General features: G+C 64.8%; 19 protein-coding genes. 2 read left to right on the top strand and 17 right to left on the bottom strand.

Annotated features, from left to right (window positions below):
• Nucleotides 1–24: 24 nt before the first annotated feature.
• The 10 genes from tsaE to glmS form a co-directional block, all read right to left on the bottom strand.
• Nucleotides 25–570, bottom strand: coding sequence for a tRNA (adenosine(37)-N6)-threonylcarbamoyltransferase complex ATPase subunit type 1 TsaE (tsaE, locus tag LOC59_RS03290; protein ID WP_227915497.1), 546 nt, complete (start codon nucleotides 568–570; stop codon nucleotides 25–27).
• A complete protein-coding gene (gene alr, locus LOC59_RS03285) occupies nucleotides 567–1,802 on the bottom strand; it encodes an alanine racemase (RefSeq protein WP_227894335.1) in 1,236 nt (411 codons plus the stop codon). The genes tsaE and alr overlap by 4 nt, the downstream gene beginning before the upstream one ends.
• Nucleotides 1,803–1,836: 34 nt before the next feature.
• Nucleotides 1,837–2,430, bottom strand: a complete 594-nt coding sequence (locus LOC59_RS03280; RefSeq protein ID WP_227915498.1) for a GNAT family N-acetyltransferase — start codon at nucleotides 2,428–2,430, stop codon at nucleotides 1,837–1,839.
• Between the two features lie 6 nt (nucleotides 2,431–2,436).
• Nucleotides 2,437–3,483 (bottom strand): L-glyceraldehyde 3-phosphate reductase, encoded by a 1,047-nt coding sequence (gene mgrA / locus LOC59_RS03275; protein ID WP_227915499.1) that lies wholly within the window; start codon nucleotides 3,481–3,483, stop codon nucleotides 2,437–2,439.
• Between the two features lie 58 nt (nucleotides 3,484–3,541).
• Nucleotides 3,542–5,284 carry a malto-oligosyltrehalose trehalohydrolase gene (gene treZ, locus LOC59_RS03270; protein WP_227894329.1) on the bottom strand — a complete coding sequence of 581 codons (1,743 nt, stop codon included), beginning with the start codon at nucleotides 5,282–5,284 and terminating at the stop codon, nucleotides 3,542–3,544.
• On the bottom strand, nucleotides 5,281–7,608 hold the full coding sequence (treY, locus tag LOC59_RS03265) for a malto-oligosyltrehalose synthase (protein ID WP_229970570.1): 2,328 nt from the start codon (nucleotides 7,606–7,608) through the stop codon (nucleotides 5,281–5,283). The genes treZ and treY overlap by 4 nt, the downstream gene beginning before the upstream one ends.
• Nucleotides 7,605–9,791: a glycogen debranching protein GlgX gene (gene glgX, locus LOC59_RS03260; RefSeq protein WP_227915502.1), complete on the bottom strand. Its 2,187-nt coding sequence runs from the start codon at nucleotides 9,789–9,791 to the stop codon at nucleotides 7,605–7,607. Before glgX ends, treY begins: the two co-directional genes overlap by 4 nt.
• Before the next feature lie 87 nt (nucleotides 9,792–9,878).
• Nucleotides 9,879–11,387, bottom strand: a complete 1,509-nt coding sequence (locus LOC59_RS03255) for an NAD(P)H-hydrate epimerase (protein ID WP_227915503.1) — start codon at nucleotides 11,385–11,387, stop codon at nucleotides 9,879–9,881.
• Nucleotides 11,388–11,397: 10 nt separating this feature from the next.
• Nucleotides 11,398–11,748: a holo-ACP synthase gene (locus LOC59_RS03250; protein ID WP_227894321.1), complete on the bottom strand. Its 351-nt coding sequence runs from the start codon at nucleotides 11,746–11,748 to the stop codon at nucleotides 11,398–11,400.
• A gap of 33 nt (nucleotides 11,749–11,781) precedes the next feature.
• The gene (gene glmS, locus LOC59_RS03245; protein WP_227894319.1) at nucleotides 11,782–13,659 is read right to left on the bottom strand and encodes a glutamine--fructose-6-phosphate transaminase (isomerizing); all 1,878 of its coding nucleotides are present in this window, start codon (nucleotides 13,657–13,659) and stop codon (nucleotides 11,782–11,784) included.
• Between the two features lie 102 nt (nucleotides 13,660–13,761).
• On the opposite strand from glmS, the gene coaA reads away from it, so the two are divergent.
• Nucleotides 13,762–14,742 carry a type I pantothenate kinase gene (coaA, locus tag LOC59_RS03240; RefSeq protein WP_227894318.1) on the top strand — a complete coding sequence of 327 codons (981 nt, stop codon included), beginning with the start codon at nucleotides 13,762–13,764 and terminating at the stop codon, nucleotides 14,740–14,742.
• 54 nt (nucleotides 14,743–14,796) lie between these two features.
• Nucleotides 14,797–15,195, top strand: a complete 399-nt coding sequence (gene mscL / locus LOC59_RS03235; protein ID WP_227894316.1) for a large conductance mechanosensitive channel protein MscL — start codon at nucleotides 14,797–14,799, stop codon at nucleotides 15,193–15,195.
• Here mscL and glmM read toward each other — a convergent pair.
• The 7 genes from glmM to rpsK form a co-directional block, all read right to left on the bottom strand.
• Nucleotides 15,192–16,562, bottom strand: coding sequence for a phosphoglucosamine mutase (glmM, locus tag LOC59_RS03230; RefSeq protein WP_227894313.1), 1,371 nt, complete (start codon nucleotides 16,560–16,562; stop codon nucleotides 15,192–15,194). The two genes, mscL and glmM, sit on opposite strands and share 4 nt — an antisense overlap.
• 372 nt (nucleotides 16,563–16,934) lie before the next feature.
• Complete coding sequence (gene rpsI, locus LOC59_RS03225; protein ID WP_227894312.1) at nucleotides 16,935–17,432, bottom strand: 30S ribosomal protein S9; 498 nt, start codon at nucleotides 17,430–17,432, stop codon at nucleotides 16,935–16,937.
• 39 nt (nucleotides 17,433–17,471) lie between these two features.
• A complete protein-coding gene (gene rplM / locus LOC59_RS03220) occupies nucleotides 17,472–17,915 on the bottom strand; it encodes a 50S ribosomal protein L13 (RefSeq protein ID WP_055239378.1) in 444 nt (147 codons plus the stop codon).
• A 280-nt stretch (nucleotides 17,916–18,195) separates the two neighbouring features.
• Nucleotides 18,196–19,119: a tRNA pseudouridine synthase A gene (locus LOC59_RS03215; RefSeq protein ID WP_227894309.1), complete on the bottom strand. Its 924-nt coding sequence runs from the start codon at nucleotides 19,117–19,119 to the stop codon at nucleotides 18,196–18,198.
• Nucleotides 19,120–19,157: 38 nt separating this feature from the next.
• Nucleotides 19,158–19,721, bottom strand: coding sequence for a 50S ribosomal protein L17 (gene rplQ, locus LOC59_RS03210; RefSeq protein WP_227894307.1), 564 nt, complete (start codon nucleotides 19,719–19,721; stop codon nucleotides 19,158–19,160).
• A 62-nt stretch (nucleotides 19,722–19,783) separates the two neighbouring features.
• Nucleotides 19,784–20,794, bottom strand: coding sequence for a DNA-directed RNA polymerase subunit alpha (locus LOC59_RS03205; RefSeq protein ID WP_055239375.1), 1,011 nt, complete (start codon nucleotides 20,792–20,794; stop codon nucleotides 19,784–19,786).
• Nucleotides 20,795–20,975: 181 nt separating this feature from the next.
• Nucleotides 20,976–21,377 (bottom strand): 30S ribosomal protein S11, encoded by a 402-nt coding sequence (rpsK, locus tag LOC59_RS03200; protein ID WP_055239374.1) that lies wholly within the window; start codon nucleotides 21,375–21,377, stop codon nucleotides 20,976–20,978.
• Nucleotides 21,378–21,391: the final 14 nt, after the last annotated feature.

Genomic DNA, 21,391 nt, shown 5'->3' with positions numbered 1-21,391 from the left:
GAACTGCCCATCGCCGGAGCCGGGTCAGGGAACCGTTACCGGGACAGCTGCCCAGCGGGGACCATACCCGGCGATCCGGATGGTCCGCTCCTCGTCGTCGTCCTCCGCTGAGAAATCGGTGACCAGTTCGCCCGTGACACCCGGCCCTCCTCCAGTGGAGCGGAGCAGGGTGATTTCCAGGCGGCTTTCGGAGAGATGCTCCACCAGCCCGTGTCCCCACTCGACCACAGTCACGGCGGTGTCCATGGTGTTCTCCAGGTCAATGTCATCAATCTCCGCCGGCGAGCCCAGGCGGTAGGCATCGACATGGACCAGATCGGGTCCGGATCCCAGAGACGGATGGATACGCACCAGGACGAAGGTCGGCGAGATGATCCCGGGACGAACACCAAGGCCCTCGCCCAGGCCCTGGGTAAAGGTGGTCTTTCCCGCCCCAAGCTCCCCGGTCAGCAGCAGCAGGTCCCCCGCCCGCAGGGTCCCACCGAGCGTCCGTGCGAGTTCCTGGGTCTGGGCAGCACTCGAGGTGCGAAACTCACGCTCCCAGCGCAGCTCGGCGCCGGCGTCATTCATGGCAGTACCGCGGCGGAGCCGGCCGCGATGCCGGCGTCTGCGCCGCTTTTATCGGTGTCCTCGGCATCTGCGCCGCCGGTATGGGTGTCGACGTAGCTGCGGGTGACCCTGCCGCTGATCCGGGTGATGATCTCATAGTTGATCGAACCCGCGGCCTGTGCCCATTCCTCGACTTGGGGCGCCCCTTCGCCGCCAAACAGGATTGCTTCCTTGCCAATGAACGACGCCGGGGTACCGGCAATGCCGGTCCGGCCCAAGTCGATCACCATCTGGTCCATGGCGATGCGCCCGACAACGGGGAACACTTCTCCGTCCACCATGACCGGACCGCCGGTGGCGACCCGTGGAATGCCGTCGGCATAGCCCAGGGGTACCAGGGCCAGGGTGGTAGGCTCCGGCGTCTGGTAATGCAGCCCGTAGGAGACGCCCTGACCGGCAGGCACGGCCTTGCAGTTGGCAATGGTGGTTTTGAGGGTCATTGCAGGCCGCAGCCCCAGTTCAGCGGCGCTCTGGCCGGCAAACGGAGACAGCCCGTACATTCCCAGGCCCACACGGACCAGGTCGAAATGGGAGTCCGGGCGGGACAGCACAGCGGGAGTGTTGGCGATGTGCCGGACTTCGTGGTCCACTCCGGCGTCTTCGGCTACGGCTACGGCGTCACGGAACTTCTGCAGCTGGACATCCGTTTCCGCGCGGTGCGGTTCGTCCGCCACTGCCAGATGGGAGAAGATGCCAACGACCCGAAGCAGGCCGTCTTCCTGGTAGGCCAGCGCCCGGCCCACAAACGTTTCCCAGAGGTCCTCGGGACAGCCGTTCCGCCCAAGTCCGGTATCGATCTTCAGGTGGACCCGCGCCGGGACTTCCAGTTCACGCGCCGCCGCCACCACGGCTTCGAGTTCCCAGCCGGAAACTCCGATGTCGATATTCGCGGCAACCGCAGCAGCGAAGTCGCTGTCCGCAGTGTGCAGCCACGCCAGCAGGGGTGCGGAAATGCCGCCGGTCCGCAGCGCCAGTGCTTCGGAAATATGTGCAACGCCGAGCCAGCCGGCACCTGCTTCCAAAGCGGCACGGGCGACCTCCAGGGCGCCGTGCCCGTAGGCATCCGCTTTCACGACGGCCATGAGGCGGGCGGGCCTGGCGATTTCGGCGAGGTGGCGGACGTTATGCCTGATTGCGGCAAGATCAACGACGGCGCTGCGCTCCGCCGGAGGTACTGCTTCGAGGTAATTCACGAATCCATTGTTTCATTGACGGCACTGCTGCGGATCACTGGGTGCCTTCTGCGAGGTCCTTATGCATAATGTGCAGGCCCGTCAGGCCCTGCACCGGGTGCTCGAACGCGCGCGGGACGGTGGCCAGGATCCGGAAGCCGAGGGACTGCCAGAGGGCCACGGCCCGGACGTTGGTTTCCACCACGGCATTGAACTGCATCGCCAGGTACCCCTGCGCCGCAGCCTCGGCCAGGACATGCGCAGCCAGCGCCCGGGCGATGCCGCGCCCGGATGCTGCCTGCGCCGTCATGAATGAAGCGTTGGCAACGTGGCTTCCTCCGCCGCCGCGGTTCGGATGCAGCTGGGCGGTCCCCAGGACCCGGTCGCAGCCTTCCCCGTCCGGGTCCCCGTCGACTGCCACGTAGACGCAGGTCGGGGCAGGCTCGAACCACAGTTCCCGCGCGCCTCCGTTGTCCATCTGCTTGTCCCAGCAGTAGGTCTCCCCGGCACGCACAATCGGTTCCATCAGTGCCCAGATGCCGGGCCAGTCACTGTCCACCGCTTCGCGGACGGACACGCGTCCGGCCAGCGAAAATGTTCCGGTGCCGCTCCGCGGCGGTTGCGGTCCTGCCGGTACAGCCTCTGCCATGGTGTCTCAGGCGTCCAGTGCTGCGGCCCAGAGATTGATGCCGGCGTCCTGCGCGTACGTGTCGATCTCCGCCAGTTCCGCGTCCGTGAAGGACAGGTTCTTCACGGACGCGAGGCTGTCTTCAAGCTGCCGCACGCTGGAGGCTCCCACCAGCGCAGAGGTGACGGCAGTCCCGTTCTTCTGCGGGCGCAGTACCCAGGCGATAGCCATCTGCGCCAGCGTCTGGTTCCGGGATTCGGCAATGCCGTTCAGCCCGCGGATCCGTTCCAGGTTTTCTTCCGACAGCTGGGAGGGGTCCAGGGATTTGCCGGCTGCGGCCCGCGACTGCTCGGGAACGCCATTCAGGTACTTGTTCGTGAGCAGTCCCTGTGCCAGCGGCGAGAACGCGATTGAGCCTGCGCCGGCTTCCTCCAGTGCCTGGAACAAGTTGGGATCGCCCTGCTCCACCCAGCGGTTGAGCATGGAATAGGAGGGCTGGTGGATCAGCAGCGGGGTACCCATTTCCTGCAGGATGCGTGCAGCTTCCAGGGTCTTCTCCGGCGAGTAGGAGGAAATGCCGGCATACAGTGCCCGCCCGGACCGGACCGCTGTGTCCAAGGCGCCCATCGTCTCTTCCAGCGGCGTGTGGGGATCCGGACGGTGGCTGTAGAAAATGTCCACATAGTCCAGGCCCATCCGGTTGAGCGACTGGTCCAGGCTCGAGAGCAGATACTTTCGGGAGCCCCAGTTTCCGTACGGACCGGGCCACATGTCGTAGCCCGCTTTGCTGGAGATCACCAGTTCGTCGCGGAATGGCCGGAAATCGTCCCGAAGGTGGCGGCCGAAGTTGGTTTCCGCCGATCCGTACGGCGGCCCGTAGTTGTTGGCGAGGTCGAAATGGGTAACGCCCAGGTCGAAGGCGCGGCGGAGGATGGCCCGCTGCGTCTCAAAGTCCCTGTCGTCGCCGAAGTTGTGCCACAGGCCCAGCGATACAGCGGGCAGCTGCAGTCCGCTGCGGCCAACTCGCCGGTAGGGCATGGAATCGTAGCGGTCATCCGCGGGGGTGTAAGTCATGGGTCCATCCTGCCACCGGTGCTGGGGCTGGTCGAAAACACTGTCGGGTGTCCCGGGCTTAGACGCCCGACACGATGGCTGCCCCGTATCCGGGGAGCTCGATCGCTCCGTCGGCCGTGAGCGACGGTGCCGTCTCCAGCACGACCGTTACGGGACCTTCCAGGGGAAGCGGCAGTTCCCTCGGCGAGTCGGCGAAGTTCAACGCCACCAAGACCTTCCCGCGCCGGATACTGAGCCAGCGGGAGACTTCATCGAAATCCACCTCGATCTTGCGGAAATCCGGTTCGCTCAGCTCGGGCATGGTTCGCCGAAGATGCAGCAGCTGACGATAGAGCTGCAGCAGGAACGGGTGGCGGCCCACGGCGATTTCCGACCAGTCCAGCTTGGAGTTCTCGAAGGTCTGCGGGTCCTGGGGGTCAGGCACCAGCGCAGGGTCCCATCCCATGCGGGCGAACTCCAGCATCCGGCCTTCTGCCGTTGCCTTGCCCAGGTCTTCCTCGGGATGCGACGTGAAGAACTGCCAGGGTGTCGAGGCACCGAATTCCTCGCCCATGAAAATCATGGGGGTGCAGGAGGACGCGAGGTTCAGCACGGCGGCGAGCGCCAGCTGCTCATAGCCCAGTCCTGCCGTCAGCCGGTCCCCGGCAGCCCGGTTGCCGATCTGGTCGTGGTTCTGTGTTGCCACCACCAGCTGGCGGGCGTTGTGCACCGACTTATCCAGCGGACGCCCATGGCTGCGTCCCCGGAAGGAAGAGTAGGACCCGTCGTGGAAAAAGCCGTGCTGCAATACCTTCGCCAGCGCGGCAAGGGAATCGAAATCTGCGTAGTAACCGTCTGTCTCCCCGGTCAGGTTGGTGTGCGCGGCATGGTGGAAATCATCGGACCACTGTGCTGCCAGCCCGTACCCGTTCAAGCTGCGCGGCGTGATGACCCGGGGGTTGTTTATGTCCGATTCGGCAATCAGGAACAGTGAGCCGCCAAGCTCCGCGGAGAGGTCGTCGGTCAGTGCAGCCATCTCTTCCAGGATGTGGAGGGCGCGTTCGTCCCGGAGCGCATGCACTGCATCCAGCCGCAGCCCGTCCACATGGTAGTCACGGAACCACATCTCGAGGTTGTCCAGGATGTACTGGCGCACGTGGTCCGACTGCGGCCCGTCCAGGTTGACGGCGTCGCCCCATCCCGTGGCGGCAGCCTCATTCAGGTAAGGGCCAAAGAGGTTCAGATAGTTGCCGCTGGGGCCGAGGTGGTTGTACACAACATCCTGGATCACACCCAGGCCGTGGGCATGGGCCTGGTCAACAAACCGCTGGTAGGCCTCCGGTCCGCCGTAGGTCTCCTGCACGGCGTACCAGAGCACTCCGTCATAGCCCCAGTTGTGGTGCCCGTTGAAAGCGTTGACCGGCATCAGCTCCACATACTGCACTCCGAGCTCGGCCAGGTAGTCAAGCCGCTGCGCCGCTGCATCCAGCGTGCCTTCCGGGGTAAAGGTGCCAATGTGGAGCTCATAGATGGCTCCGCCGGTCAGGCCCGGGGATGCCCAATCCTGGTCTGTCCAGGAAAACGCATCCGGGTTGAAGGTGCGGGAAAGTCCGTGAACCCCCGCGGGCTGGCGGCGGGAACGCGGATCCGGCACGGCGTGGGCGGCGTCGTCGATCAGGTACCCGTATTCCGCTTCGCCCGGCACGGGCTCAGGGGCATGCCACCATCCTTGTTCACCCCGCACCATCTGCTGCTCAAAGCCATTTGCCAGCAATCGCATGTTGTTGGCTTTCGGTGCCCATACGTCAAATGCAGTGCTCATGCGTCCTCCTCACGGACCAGCAGCGCTACGGGGTACTGCGCGAATAGTTCTGCGGCTTTAACGGCCGCCCCTGTGAAGGCAGCGCCGCTCAGTGCATCCCGGTAGCTTCCGGACGGAAGCTGGACCGTGGTGTCCTGCCATCCCCCGGCGCGTTCGAGTCCGAGGGGAAGCCTGGTCACTGCGGTGAGCACACCCCCGCGGTCGAATCCAAAGAAGTGACCGGCAGCCGCGCCGGTGGATACCAGAGCCGAATACCCGGTGAAAAGCGCGGGTTTGTCCCGGCGCAGTCTCAGGGCCTCCCTGGTCACCAGGAGCTTGGCTGCCCCGGATTCGTCTATTTCGGGAAGCCCGTCTTCCCCCGACAGGTCCGAAACAGCGGACAGGAGGGTCCTGCGCGCCTCGAAGTCAACGGGCCGCCGGTTGTCCGGATCCACGAGGGAGTGGTCCCACAGCTCGGTCCCCTGATACACGTCAGGGACACCCGGCATCGTGAGCTGGACCAGCTTCGCACCCAGCGCATTGGAGTAACCGGCACCGCGGATCCGGTCAACGACCGCTTCCAGGACAGCGTTGGCCTTCGGGTGGTCGTACGCTCCGTCAACCAGGGCATGAAGCTGCTTCTCGAAAGCCTCATCGGGCGCCGTCCACGTGGTGCTGTCTCCCGCTTCGCGCGCTGCCTTTTCAGCGTAGGCATGTGCCCGCCTCCGCTCCAGCGGCCAGGTTCCCACGAGCGCCTGCCACACCAGTTCGGCAAGCGGGCGGTCCTCAAGCGGCAGCAGCCCGGCCAGTTCGGCGGCGGCTTCGGTCCACTCCTGCGGCATCTCAGTCAGGACGCTGATCCGGGCCCGGGTGTCCTCGCTGCGCTTCGTATCATGGGTGCTCAGCGTCGTCATGGCATCCGGGGCCTCCTGCTGGCGCAGCATCATCCCCAGATGCAGGTCGTGCGGTTCCATGGCGAACAGTGAGGGGTCCGCTCCCACTTCGTTGAGTGACGTCAAACGGGTGTAGCGATAGAACGCGGTGTCCTCGACGCCCTTGGCCATCACCATTCCGGAGGTCTGCTGGAACCGCACGGCCAGCTCACCGAGTCCGTCCTCGCCGTCACCGCCCTGGCCCTGCAGCAGCGGCAGCAAGACCTCGATGGCGGGTTCCAGGTCAGGGCGGCGCACCCGTGCATTCAGCGCCGCCTCGTCCAGATAGCCCGCGCCTTCGGGAAGGTAGCTGCGGTAGACCGGGAAGCAGGCCAGCAGCTCCGCGAGTGCGTCCGCTGCGGTTTCCGCTTCCAGTCCGGAGCCGGGCGGGAGCAGCCGGACCAGCCGCTGCACTTCCGAATGCAGGAGCCCGTCCGCCACTGCACGCTTGGTGTCATGGATCATGTGCCGGTAGGGCTCGGCGTCGGAAGCATCCGTCAGCGCAGCAGCGGCCTCCGGATCGACGAACAGCCGGTCCACCTCGGCGAGCGCGTCATACCCGGTGGTTCCTGCCGCGGACCAGGAGGCGGGCAGCTTTTCTCCCGGTTCCAGGATCTTCTCCACCAGCACGTAGGCTCCGCCGGTGAGTTCCCGGAGCTGTTCCAGGTAACCGGCCGGGTCGGCCAGCCCGTCAGGATGGTCGATGCGCAGGCCATCGGCCAGGCCTTCCTGGAACCAGCGGCGGATTTCGGCGTGCGATTCCTCGAACACCCACGGAACCTCCACCCTGACCCCGGCCAGGGTATTGACGCCGAAGAACCGCCGGTAATTCAGCTCGTTGTCCGCCCGGCGCCAATTCACCAGCTCGTAGTGCTGGCGGGAGTGCACCTGCCGTGCGGAGTCACCCGGTGTAAACGTTCCCTCTGCCAGGGGAAAAGCCTGCTGGTGGTAGCGCAGCTCACCGTCCTCAATCCGCAGCTCGTCCAGGGCATCACCGTTGTCCCCGAGCACCGGCAGCCGGAGTTTTCCGTTCCCGGCGGCCCAGTCAATGTCGAAGGCCTCGGCGTACCGGGACTCCGGACCGTCACGCAGCACGGACCACCACCACTGGTTCGCCCGCGGGGTGGCCACGCCCATGTGGTTCGGCACGATGTCCACCAGCACACCCATGCCTGCGCCGTGGGCAGCATCGGCTAGGGCCTGGAATCCCTCAGGTCCTCCCCTGGCCGGGTCGATGCAGGAGGGATCGGTGACGTCATACCCGTGTGTTGAACCCTCTTCCGCCTTCAGCAAGGGCGAGAGGTAGACCCAATCCACTCCGAGGTCCCGCAGGTACGGGACCAGTGCCGCAGCGTCAAAGAGGGTGAAGCCCTCATGGAGCTGCAGCCGGTACGTAGAGCGGGGCGCCCTCATACGGTGCTCTCCCGCGTCTTGGCGCCGGCCAGCACTGCCAGGGAAGCTGCGACTGAATGGTCGTGGACTTCTTCTTCCTGCGGGTGGGCGCGCAGCACGACCATGGACTTCGCAGCGACCTTCAGCTTGCCGTCGCTGCTCACAGGATCCGAGTCAGCTCCCTCCCCCGCGGTGTCGATGACCTGGTCCCAGAGGTCCCCGTACTCCTGCGGCGGCAACGTGACCGTAACGGTGGCGTCGTCAGCGTTGAAGTAGAGCAGGAAGCTCGCGTCAGTGATCGGCTGGCCGCGGCGGTCGTTTCCGCGGATACCCTGTCCGTTCAGGAACACTCCCAGGGACCGCCCCAGCTGGCTGTCCCAGTCTTCGGGCTTCATGGGCGTGCCGTCGTCATTGAGCCAGACGATGTCCGGCAGGACGTCTTCTTCCCCGCGCTCCACCGGGCGGCCGTCGAAGAATTTGCGCCGGCGGAACGTGGGGTGCTCGGCGCGCAGCTTGTTCACCGCGGCGGTGAACTCCATCAGCGGAGCGTCCATGTTCTCCCAGTTGATCCAGGTCAGTTCGGAGTCCTGCGCGTAGCCGTTGTTGTTGCCGTTCTGGGTCCTGCCGAGCTCGTCGCCGTGGGAAATCATCGGAACGCCCTGGGACAGCAGGAGCGTGGCCAGGAAGTTGCGCTGCTGGCGGGCACGCAGGGACAGGACGTTAGGGTCATCCGTGGGGCCCTCGGCGCCGCAGTTCCACGAACGGTTGTGGGACTCGCCGTCGTTGTTGTCTTCGCCGTTGGCCTCGTTGTGCTTCTCGTTGTACGAGACCAGGTCGCGCAGGGTAAACCCGTCGTGCGCGGTGACGAAGTTGATGGAGGCAACCGGACGGCGCCCCGAGGACTCATAGAGGTCTGCGGAACCCGTGATGCGGGAGGCGAATTCGCCCAGCGTCGAGGGCTCTCCGCGCCAGAAATCCCGGACCGTGTCACGGTACTTGCCGTTCCATTCCGTCCACTGCGGCGGGAAGTTGCCCACCTGGTAGCCGCCGGGTCCGATGTCCCACGGTTCGGCGATCAGTTTGACCTGGGAGACTACCGGGTCCTGCTGCACCAGCTCGAAGAACGCGGACAGCTTGTCCACATCGTAGAACTCGCGGGCCAGGGTGGAAGCGAGGTCGAAGCGGAAACCGTCAACGTGCATTTCCGTCACCCAGTAACGCAGCGAATCCATGATCAGCTGCAGGGAGTGCGGGTTGCCGACGTTCAGCGAGTTGCCGGTGCCCGTGTAATCCATGTAATAGCGCTTGTCGTCCTCCACCAGCCGGTAATAGGCAGCGTTGTCGATTCCGCGGAAGGAGAGCGTGGGGCCCAGGTGGTTGCCTTCGGCGGTGTGGTTGTAGACCACGTCCAGGATCACTTCGATGCCGGCCGTGTGCAGGGCCTTGACCATGGCCTTGAACTCCTGGACCTGCTGACCGTCGTCCCCGGTTGACCCGTAGGTGTTCTGCGGGGCGAAGAAACCGATGGTGTTGTAGCCCCAGTAGTTGGAGAGGCCCTTTTCCTGCAGCGTTGAATCGTCGACGAACTGGTGCACGGGCATCAGCTCCAAGGCCGTCACGCCCAGCTTCTGCAGGTGGGCGATCACGGCCGGGTGGGCGATGCCGGCGTAGGTTCCGCGCTGTTCCTCGGGAACCTCGGGGTGCTGTTCGGTCAGGCCCCTGACGTGCGCTTCGTAGATGACGGACTGGTGGTAGTCGGTGCGGGGCCGGCGGTCACCATCCCAGTCGAAGAAGGGATTAATGACCACGGCCTTCATCATGTGGGGTGCGGAGTCTTCGTCATTGCGGGAGTCTTCGTCACCGAAGTTGTAGCCGAACAGGGACTGGTTCCAGTCGATCTGGCCGGAGACGGCCTTGGCATAAGGATCCAGGAGCAGCTTGCTCGGGTTGCAGCGGTTGCCCTGTTCGGGGTCGTTGGGTCCGTCCACCCGGTAGCCGTACTTCTGCCCGGGCACCACGTGCGGGAGGTAGCAGTGCCAGACATAGCCGTCTACTTCCGTGAGCGGAACGCACGACTCCGTGCCGTCGTCGTCGAACAGGCGGAGCGTGACCGAATCCGCCACCTCGCTGTAGAGGGCGAAATTCGTGCCGTTGCCGTCGTACGTGGCTCCCAGCGGGTATGCATCTCCGGGCCAGACTTCCATTCACAAGCTCCTGACTGCTGTAGCTGGTGCAGGCATTACTACGCCTACTTACTTTTACAGTATGTCAGCACGCTGAGCATCTGCGAGTCAGCCGTGCAGCAGGTCTGCCATGACCGATCGGACGCCCTCCGGCAGTTTGGAAACTTCCACCGGACCGCTTTCAGCGGCGAGCCTCCCGGCCTGTCCGTGGATGCTGGCGGCGGCTGCCGCCAGCCGGGCATAGTGTCCCGGAGCGCGGGTCCCGGTCCGATCGGTGGACAGCAGTGCTCCGAGGATGCCGGAAAGGGTGTCGCCGCTGCCGGCGGCTGCCAGCCAGGGCGTTGCCTCAGCCTGGCTGTATACGGGCCCGCCGGGAGCCGCGACCAGGGTTGCCCAGCCCTTCAGCAGGACGGTTGCCCCGGTGAGGTCCGCGGCTCTGCGCACCCAGGTCAGCGGGTCAGCTTCGACACCGGGCCGGTCGATACGCTCCCCCAGGGAGTTCAGCAACCCGGTCATCTCCCCGGCGTGCGGAGTAAGAATGACCTGCGGCCCCAGGCCTGGTTCCACGGCCTGGATCGCATCGGCGTCAATCACGGCGGGGAGCCCGGAAGCCATGGCCTCCACCGCCCTGCGCCGCTGGTCTTCATCGACTCCGGCGCCCGGACCGGCAACCCAGGCCTGCACATGGGTCAGGGGCACCGTGCTGTCCGCGCAGACAGCTTCCGGGTGCGCCGCGTGGATCAGCCCGGAGACCGGCTCCGGCCCGAGGTAGCGCACCATCCCCGTTCCCGTGGCGAGTGCCGCACCCGTCGCCAGGACGGCCGCGCCCGGATATGTTTCCGACCCAGCCGCGATGCCGAGGACTCCCCTGCTGTACTTGTGGTCTCCCGGAACCGGTTCCGTCAACAGGGCTGCTATGTCCCGGTTCTCCAGGCGCTGCACGGCCGGGGCGTCGAGATACCCTGCGATTCCGATGTCCACGAGTTCGATCTCGCCCGCAGCCTCTGCACCGGGGCCGGCCATCAGCCCGGTCTTGACGGCACCGAAAGTCACCGTGAGGTCCGCACGAAGATGGGGTCCCGCTGCTTGCCCGGTATCGGCATCTATTCCGCTGGGGAGATCGCAGGCGATGACCGCCGGTGACTCTCCCCGCCGCAGGCGTGCCGGTGCAAGCACTGCCAGCTGCGCGGCCTGGGACCGGAGTCCCCCCTTGCCGCCGGTGCCGAGAACGCCGTCAAGGACGACGTCAGACTCCCGGCACAGTGCCAGTGCGGCGGAAACGGTCTCATCGCGCAGCTGAAGAACCCTGCCGCCGTTGCTGCGGAACGCAGCGAGTGCCTCCGGATGGGCCTGCTCCGAGGTCAGTACCGCTGTGGCGCCGGCACCGCGGGCCAGCAGCCGGGAGGCAGCATAGAGGGCATCTCCGCCGTTGTTGCCTGCTCCCGCCAAGACGACGACGGCGGCTCCGTAGATCCGGCCGCGGCGTTGGGCGAGGAGCGCAGCAGCACTGCGGTACAGTCCGTAGGCGGCCTTCTGCATCAGCTCCGGACCGGCACCGGCTTCAAGGAGCGGGCGCTCCGCTGCACGGACCGCTGACCCCGGATACGCACTGATCATGCGTACCAGACTAGCCCTCTGCGACCACCATGGCAGTGGCTACATCGCCGTCGTGGCTCAGGGAGAGGTGCCAGGTCCGCACACCCTTGGCTTCGGCGGCCGCAGCCACCGTTCCATCGACGCGGATCCTCGGTGCACCGGCCGGGTCCAGTTCCACCTGGCAGTGCTGCCAGTTCATTCCCGCGGGCGCCCCCAGGGCTTTGGCTACGGCTTCCTTGGCTGCGAACCGTGCTGCCAGGGAACGCAGGCTCAGCTCCCGTTCGGCCGGAACGAAGAGCCTCGCGCGGAGGCCGGGCGTGCGTTCAAGCTGGCGTCCAAAGCGCGGGACGTCCACCACGTCCACGCCAATCCCCACGATCATGCGTTCCCCCTTGGCTGCCCGTTGCCGGGACTGTTATTCGACGGTGACGGACTTTGCGAGGTTCCGCGGCTGGTCGACGTCGTATCCCTTGGCTGTGGCCAGGGCGCAGGCGAAGATCTGGAGCGGGACAGTGGTCAGCAGCGGTGCCAGCAGGGTCGGCGTCTCCGGCACGTAGAAGACGTGCTCGGCGTAGGCCTTGACGGCGTCGTCGCCCTCTTCGGCGATGACAATGGTCTTCGCTCCGCGGGCGCGGATCTCCTGGATGTTGGAGACTACCTTGGCATGCAGCGAATCCCTGCCCCGCGGTGAGGGGACGACGACGAAGACCGGCTGGCCTTCCTCGATGAGCGCGATCGGGCCGTGCTTCAGTTCACCGGCGGCGAAGCCCTCGGCATGGATATAGGCCAGCTCTTTGAGCTTCAGGGCACCTTCCATGGCCACGGGGAATCCGACGTGCCGTCCGAGGAAGAGCACGGAAGACGTTCCGGCCATCAGGTTGCCGAGTTCCTTGATGGAATCCGAGCTGTCCAGGACCTGCTGGATCTTGGCGGGGACCTTGGCCAGGTCTGCCAGGATGTCCTTGATCTCGCCCTGGAACTTGTTTCCCCGGATCTGCGCCAGGTAGAGGCCCAGCAGGTAGGTCGCGGTGATCTGTGCCAGGAAGGCCTTCGTCGAGGCGACGGCGATTTCCGGGCCGGCGTGCGTGTACAGCACCGCGTCCGCTTCCCGCGGGATCGTGGAACCGTTGGTATTGCAGATCGCCAGGACCTTCGCGCCCTGCTCCTTGGCATACCGGACAGCCATGAGGGTGTCCATGGTTTCGCCGGACTGCGAGATGGCAACGATCAGAGTGTTCGAATCAACGATCGGATCCCGGTAGCGGAACTCATGGCTGAGTTCGACCTCTACGGGGATGCGGCACCAGTGCTCAATCGCGTACTTGGCAACCTGGCCCGCGTACGCCGAGGTACCGCAGGCGAGGACCATGATCTTGTTGACGTTCTTGAGTTCCTCCGGGCTGACACGAAGTTCATCAAGCGTCAGGCGGCCGTCAGCATCGGAGCGGCCCAGCAGGGTATCAGCCACAGCCTGGGGCTGGTCGTTGATCTCCTTTTCCATGAAGGAGTCGTACCCGCCCTTTTCGGCTGCAGCAGCGTCCCAGTTGACCTCGAACTCGGTGCCCTCAGCGGGCTGGCCGTGGAAATCGGTGATGGTGACGGCCTCCGGGGTGATGGTGACAATCTGGTCCTGGCCCAGTTCCACGGCGCGGCGGGTGAAGTCGATGAACCCGGAAACGTCGGAACCGAGGAAGTTCTCGCCGTCGCCCAGCCCCACAACCAGCGGGGAGTTCCGGCGGGCCGCGACAACGGTGTCCGGGGAATCCGCGTGGACGGCCAGCAGCGTGAAGGCACCTTCGAGCCGCTGGCAGGCGAGCTGCATGCTGCGGGCCAGGTCCTGGCCGCCTTCCGACGCGTAAATGCGGCCCAGCAGGGCAGCAGCAACTTCGGTGTCAGTCTCCGAGCGGAAAACGGCTCCGCCGGCGAGCAGTTCTGCCTTAAGCTCAGCGAAGTTCTCGATGATGCCGTTGTGGATCACGGCGAGGCGGTCATTGTCCGCCAGGTGCGGATGGGCGTTGCCGTCCGTGGGACCGCCGTGGGTGGCCCAGCGGGTGTGGCCAATGCCTGTGGTCGCCACCGGCAGCGGAGCTGCCTCGAGCTCTGCCACGAGGTTGGCGAGCTTGCCCGACTTCTTCCGTGACTCAACGCCGTTCCCGGTCAGCACAGCCACACCGGCGGAGTCGTACCCGCGGTACTCAAGGCGGCGAAGGCCTTCCATGACGACGTCCAGGGCGCTGTGCCCAATTGCAGCGGCAGCTTCGGGCCGGCCAGCGTATCCAACGATTCCACACATAGTGCTAAGAGTACCGGCAGGATAAGGCAGGCGACGAAACGCCCGGCGCAAGCGGCCTCTGCACGTTTGGATTGACCGGCGAGGCAGTGCACAATTCCTAGGGTGACCGAACCAACTCCGCGGGCCTCGTCCGGTAACGGCCAAGAGACCAACTTCACCCCATTCGTTGAGCTGGACCGGCAGACCTGGTCACGCCTGTCCCACGAAATCGAGTCCCCGCTCAACCAGGACGACATCACCCGCCTGCGCGGCCTGGGTGACCAGCTGAACCTCGATGAGGTCCGCGAGGTCTATCTGCCGCTCTCCCGCCTGCTGAACCTCTACGTCGCGGCTGCCGGCAAGCTGCACAGCGCCACCACGACCTTCCTCGGAGAGAAGACCACGCGGACACCATTCGTGATCGGGGTCGCCGGGTCGGTTGCCGTCGGAAAATCCACCACCGCCCGCGTGCTGCGCGAAATGCTGCGGCGCTGGCCGGACACCCCCAATGTGGAACTCATAACCACGGACGGTTTCCTCTATCCCAACGCCGAACTCAAGCGGCGCGGCCTGATGCAGCGCAAGGGCTTTCCGGAGAGCTATGACCGGCGCCGGCTGCTGCGCTTCGTCAGCGCAGTGAAAAGCGGCGCCGAAGAAGTGCGCGCTCCGCGCTATTCGCACCTGACCTACGACATTGTTCCCGGCTCGGAAATCGTGGTTCGGCGTCCCGATGTGCTGATCGTCGAGGGACTGAACGTCCTGGCCCCCGCCCGGACCAGGCCGGACGGCCGCTCCGGACTGGCGCTGAGCGATTTCTTCGACTTCTCGATCTATGTGGACGCCCGGACTTCCTATATCGAAGAGTGGTATGTCCAGCGCTTCCAGTCGCTCCGCAGCGGTGCCTTCGCCAATCCGGCGTCGTACTTCCACCGCTATGCGGACCTCACTGACGCCGAGGCGCGTGAAACTGCACTGGACATCTGGAAGCGGATCAACGAGCCCAACCTCGTGACCAACGTCCTGCCGACCCGCGGGCGCGCGCAGCTGGTGCTCACCAAGGACGCCGACCATTCGGTCCGGCGGATGCTCCTGCGCAAGACCTGAGCAGCAGCACGTCATCTCCGGCGCCGGACACCGGGCAGCCGATAGTCTTGGCCGATGCTTAAGGGTTTCAAAGACTTCATCATGAAGGGCAACGTGCTCGACCTTGCCGTTGCCGTCATCATCGGCACGGCGTTCACCGCAGTAGTCAACGCCATGGTTTCAGCAGTGCTGATGCCGTTCATTTCCGGTCTGGTCGGTTCACCGAATTTCGACAGTTTCGCTGTGGTGAACCTGAACGGAAACGCTATCCAGTTCGGGGTGCTGCTGACCGCAGTGGTCAATTTCCTGTTGGTAGCTGCCACGGTGTACTTCGTGATCGTGCTGCCCATGAACAAGATGATTGAACGCCGCAACCGGCGCATGGGAATTACACCGGCACAGTCGGTGGATCCGCAGATTGCGCTGCTTACCGAAATCCGGGACGCGCTGGCTTCCCAGCGCCCCTCCGCCTAGACGCTGGCGCCCTCGGACGGCGTGAGGGAGAGGTTCGCTTCCACCGTGGCGGCCAGTTTCTCAGCCACTGCCTGGGCAGTTTCCATATCTTCCGCTTCGACCATCACACGCACCAGCGGCTCGGTGCCGGACGGACGCAGCAGGACGCGCCCGGTTTCGCCCAGCTTTTCCTGGGCGTCGATTACGGCCTGGCGAACCGTCTCGTGCGTGGACGCGGCTGATTTGTCCACATCTTTGACGTTGATGAGGACCTGGGGCATTTTCGTCATGATGCTGGCCAGCTGCTTCAGGCTGCGTCCGGTCTTGGCGACCTGGGCAGCGAGCTGCAGGCCGGTCAGGACGCCGTCGCCCGTCGTGGCGTACTGCGAGAAGATCACATGCCCGGACTGCTCGCCGCCGAGGCTGTAGCCGCCTTGACGCATGGCTTCGAGCACGTACCTGTCCCCCACTCCGGTCTCCCGGATGCTGATGCCTGCTTCGCGCAGTGCCAGCTTGAGGCCAAGGTTGCTCATGACCGTGGCTACGAGGGCGTCATCCTTGAGTTCTCCCGACGCCTTCATGGCAACGGCCATGATCGCCATGATCTGATCGCCGTCGACGACGTTGCCTTCCGCGTCCACTGCGAGGCATCGATCCGCGTCGCCGTCATGGGCGATACCGAGGTCGGCCGCATGCTCCAGCACGGCAGCCTGAAGCGGCTGCAGGTGGGTGGAACCGTAGCCGTCATTGATGTTGATGCCGTCCGGCTCGGCTCCGATGACGATCACTTCTGCACCGGCGTCGGCAAAGACCTGCGGTGAGCAGCCGCTGGCCGCTCCGTGGGCACAGTCAAGGACTACCTTTAGCCCGTCCAGCCGGTGCGGCAGCGTCTGCAGCAGGTGCACGATGTAGCGGTCTTCAGCGTCCGCAAAGCGTTTGATGCGGCCCACGGCGGCACCGGTGGGCCGGGGACTGGGCACATCCATCTCGGCTTCGATCGCATCTTCCAGCGCGTCGTCGAGTTTCTGCCCGCCGCGGGCCAGGAATTTGATGCCGTTGTCGGGGGCAGCGTTGTGGGAGGCGGAAATCATGACGCCGAAGTCGGCTTCGAGGTCGGCAACGAGGTACGCGGCCGCGGGGGTGGGCAGGACTCCGGCATCGAAGACGTCAATACCTGAGCTGGCGAGGCCTGCTTCAATGGCGGCCGAAATGAAGTCGCCGCTGATGCGGGGATCCCGCGCCACCACAGCTACTGGCCGCTTGCCTGCAGGAACCTGGCGGTGCCCCAGAACCACTGCTGCCGCCTGCGCGAGCCCCAGCGCCACTTCGGCCGTAATCAGGCCGTTGGCCAGCCCGCGTACCCCGTCAGTGCCAAACAGTCGTGTCATGTTCCAGAATCCTTAAAGCATGTAATAGCCACCCGTGCGGCTGCCCGGAAAAGGGCGCCGTGCTGCGACCCCGGGGCCTATTCTGCCACTTAGCGAAGTCAGCGGGCGAAATACCCGCAGGCCTTAGGAGAGAAAAAGGTGGCTTTAGGAGGTTTTCCGAGCCCAAAAGAGTGTGTTTTGCGTCCCTTTCAAGGGCCAAAAACAGAGAACCCCCGGCCGTGGCCAGGGGTTCTCTGTAGTGCCCCGTGGGGGCAGGCGCTCCAGCGCCTGGTTCCAAGCACTGGATGAGCGCTTGTGGAGCCAAGCGCTAAAAAGCGCCGAGGGCCCCCTCTTGCTGACGCTCCAGCGGCAGCAAGAGGGGAAGGCGCCTTTTTAGCGCTTGGAGTACTGAGGTGCCTTGCGGGCCTTCTTGAGACCGGCCTTCTTGCGCTCGATGACGCGGGCGTCACGAGTCAGGAAGCCAGCCTTCTTCAGGGCCGGGCGGTTGTTCTCGCGGTCGATCTCGTTCAGCGAGCGAGCCACGCCGAGACGCAGTGCGCCGGCCTGGCCGGAGGCGCCGCCGCCGTGGATGCGGGCGATGACGTCGTAGGCGCCGTCGAGGTCGAGGAGCTTGAACGGCTCGTTGACTTCCTGCTGGTGCAGCTTGTTCGGGAAGTAGTCAGCCAGCTCGCGGCCGTTGACGATCCACTTGCCGGTACCGGGAACAACGCGCACGCGGGCGATTGCTTCCTTGCGGCGGCCAACAGCGGAACCGGCGACGGTCAGCGCCGGGCGTTCCTTGACGGCTGCCTCGGCAGCGTCAGGGGATTCCGAGGTGTAGCTGGTGAGCTCCTCGGTGTTTTCATTCAGCTCTTCAGTGTTCTGAGCCACGATTCTCCTTGAATTAATTTCTTAGTTGGCGGGCCAGAACTACTGGGCGACCTGGGTGATTTCGAAGGTCTTGGGCTGCTGGGCGGCGTGGGGGTGCTCGGCACCCTTGTATACCTTGAGCTTGCCCATCTGCTGTGCAGCGAGGGAGTTCTTGGGCAGCATGCCGCGGATGGCCTTCTCAACTGCACGCACCGGGTTCTTTTCCAGCAGTTCGGCATAGTTGACGGAGGACAGGCCGCCCGGGAAACCGGAGTGGCGGTAGGCACGCTTCTGTTCGAGCTTGGCGCCGGTCAGGGCAACCTTCTCAGCGTTGATGATGATGACGAAATCGCCCATGTCCATATGGGGAGCAAAGGTCGGCTTGTGCTTTCCGCGCAGCAGTGTTGCGGTCTGGCTGGCAAGACGGCCTAGGACAACGTCGGTGGCGTCAATGACGTGCCACTGGCGGTTGATGTCGCCGGGCTTCGGGGTGTACGTACGCACGGTGTTTGCCTTCGTTTCTTCTTCTTAGGTGGCGCGCCGCGTATGGATGCCATACGCCGCGCAGCTTCTCTATGCGTTACCGGATGGTCAGGTGAGGACTGATGTAACCAGTGGTCCTGAGATCTCGGCTATCTCCCCGGGGCCAGGTGGCTCTGCAACTGAGCCGCTCCCGTGGGCATAGACCTATCGAGGTAGGACACGCACAACGACTATAAACAATAGCCTGCTTGCGGGGTCAGGTCAAAAGCCCTCATGCATGCAGTTGTTCACACCCTGAATTCTATTCCCTCCGCGCCCTGGTCGCTTCCGCCCGGGCCAGCAGCTGGCCCGGCTCGGGGTACCTGACTTCTTCCAGGACCAGCGGGTGCGGCGGTGCCAGCTTGGATTTCGAATCCCGGACACGCGCGAACATGCGCTCTGCCAGCCACTGCGGCCTGCGCTCCCCCGCCCCGACGAGCAGCGCCCCGCCGATCAGTGAACGGACCATGTTGTGGCAGAACGCATCTGCCTGCAGGTGGGCCAGCAGGATGCCGTCCGGTCCGCGGGTGAAGGAAAACTCCTGAAGCTCGCGGATGGTGGTGGCACCCTGCCGCGGCTTGCAGAAGGAAAGGAAGTCCTGGACCCCCAGGACGCCGGCTGCTGCTTCATTCATGGCATCGTCACTGACGGGGACTTTGTTCCAGAGGGTCACGCTGCGCAGGAGCGGGTCCCAGTTTTCTTCACGGTCGGCGATCCTGTAGCTGTACCTCCGCCAGAGGGCGCTAAAACGCGCATCAAACCCTTCCGGGGCGAGGGAAACGCCGCTGACCTCAATGGCACCGGCACGGGCCTCCACGGCACGCCGGGCCACGTGCTGCTCCTTCAGCGGGACCGTCAGCTCCCGGTTCAGCACTCCGCGCAGCCGCCGCTGCAGCGCGACCGCCGGCTCCTTGTCCCGGGCGATGGCAAGCCACTCGCGTTCCGTGGCATCGAAATGGACGACCTGTCCCCTGGCATGGACACCTGCATCGGTGCGGCCGGCTACGGTAACCCGGACCGGACGGCGGAACAGCACCGCAAGGGCAGCTTCCAAGGTGCCCTGCACGGTGGGCAGCCCGGGCTGCACGGCCCAGCCTGCAAAAGGGGCTCCATCGTAGGACAGGTCCAGGCGGATACGAAGAAGCCCGCCGTCCGGATACGGAACGGCGGGCCTCTCACTAGTCATAACCCCAATATTAAGGGCACAACGGGTATTTCAGAGAATTACTTCTTCTCTTCGGTTTCCTCAGCAGCTTCGTCGGCAGACTCAGCGGATTCGGCCGACTCAGCGGAATCAGCAGATTCGGCCGAGTCAGCTGATTCGCCGGACTCTGCGGAGTCAGCGGAGTCAGCGGACTCAGCAACCGGAGCCGGAGCAGCGGCGGCAGCGGCCGTGGAGGCCTCTGCAACGACGGACTGCTTAGCGGAAAGCGGCTCGAGCACCAGTTCGATGACAGCCATGGGAGCGTTGTCGCCCTTGCGGTTGCCGATCTTGGTGATGCGGGTGTAGCCGCCGTCGCGCTGGGCGACAGCCGGTGCAATCTCGGTGAAGAGCTCGTGAACGAGGCCCTTGTCAGAGATCAGGGCCAGAACGCGGCGGCGGGAAGACAGGTCTCCGCGCTTGGCGAACGTGATCAGGCGTTCTGCGTAGGGACGCAGGCGCTTGGCCTTGGTCACCGTGGTGGTGATCTGCTTGTGCTCGAACAGCTGTGCGGCAAGGTTCGCCAGCATGAGGCGCTGGTGAGCCGGGCTGCCTCCGAGGCGCTTACCCTTGGTGGGTGTAGGCATTACATTTTCTCCTCAAACGGTGCCGCGCAGTGCCAGGGGCACGGCGGCAAGATTTTGCGTGTTTAGAGCTCGTCGTCCGAGAATTCGGACTCGTCCTCTTCGATGGCTGCGGCGCGGGCGGCCAGGTCAAACCCGGGAGGGGAATCCTTCAGGGACAGACCCAGTTCAACGAGCTTCGCCTTCACCTCGTCGATGGACTTCGCACCGAAGTTGCGGATGTCCATCAGATCAGCCTCGGAGCGGGCTACGAGTTCACCCACGGTGTGGATGCCTTCGCGCTTGAGGCAGTTGTAGGAACGCACAGTCAGCTCAAGGTCTTCGATCGGCAGGGCCATGTCGGCTGCCAAAGCGGCATCCGTCGGGCTCGGGCCAATTTCAATGCCTTCTGCTGCGGTGTTCAGTTCACGGGCCAGGCCGAAAAGCTCAACCAGGGTGGTGCCTGCGGACGCGACAGCGTCGCGGGGTGCAATGGCATCCTTGGTTTCGACGTCGACGATCAGGCGGTCGAAGTCGGTGCGCTGCTCGACACGGGTGGCCTCCACGCGGAAGGTTACCTTCAGGACCGGCGAGTAGATGGAGTCAACCGGGATACGGCCGATCTCCTGGTCACCGGACTTGTTCTGGCTTGCGGAAACGTAGCCACGTCCACGCTCGATGGTCAGTTCGAGTTCGAACTTGCCCTTCGAGTTCAGGGTGGCGATGTGCAGATCCGGGTTGTGGAACTCCACGCCGGCCGGCGGAGCAATGTCCGCTGCGGTGACGACGCCGGGACCCTGCTTGCGCAGGTAGGCCACGACGGGCTCGTCATGCTCGGAGGACACCGAGAGGTTCTTGACGTTAAGGATGATCTCAGTGACATCCTCCTTGACGCCCGGAACGGTGGTGAACTCGTGCAGAACTCCGTCGATCCGGATGCTGGTTACGGCAGCACCGGGGATGGAGGACAGCAGCGTACGGCGGAGGGAGTTGCCGAGGGTGTAGCCAAAGCCCGGCTCCAGCGGTTCGATGATGAACCGGGAGCGGTTATCGGCTACGACTTCTTCAGTGAGGGTGGGGCGCTGTGCAATGAGCACTTGCATTTCCTTTCAGCGAGCGTCCGCTATATGACGCAACACAAATGGTGGAAACGACGACGACGGGGACACCCCCGCGCGCGTCTTGGACGGCTAGCAGCCTCGCACCCGGGCCGGTGCCGCTGGACTGTCTGCGAAACAAACAGTCAGCGGCGGCACCGGCACCGGCAACGAATGCGAATTAGACGCGGCGGCGCTTCGGGGGACGGCAGCCGTTGTGAGCGCTCGGGGTGACATCCTGGATGGTGCCAACTTCAAGGCCGGTGGCCTGGAGCGAACGGATCGCGGTCTCGCGGCCGGATCCCGGACCCTTCACGAAGACGTCGACCTTGCGGACGCCGTGCTCCTGTGCACGCTTGGCAGCGGCTTCAGCAGCCATCTGCGCAGCGAACGGGGTGGACTTACGGGAGCCCTTGAAGCCAACCTCACCGGCGGAAGCCCATGAGATAACAGCACCGGTCGGGTCCGTGATGGACACGATGGTGTTGTTGAAAGTGCTCTTGATATGCGCCTGGCCCAGCGCGATATTCTTCTTATCCTTGCGACGCGGCTTGCGTACCGCTCCACGAGTCTTGGGGGGCATTACTTCTCCTACAA

This window comes from Arthrobacter sp. zg-Y916, from assembly GCF_020907385.1.
GTDB lineage: Bacteria > Actinomycetota > Actinomycetes > Actinomycetales > Micrococcaceae > Arthrobacter_B > Arthrobacter_B caoxuetaonis.
This window is presented reverse-complemented; position numbering and strand designations above follow the sequence as displayed.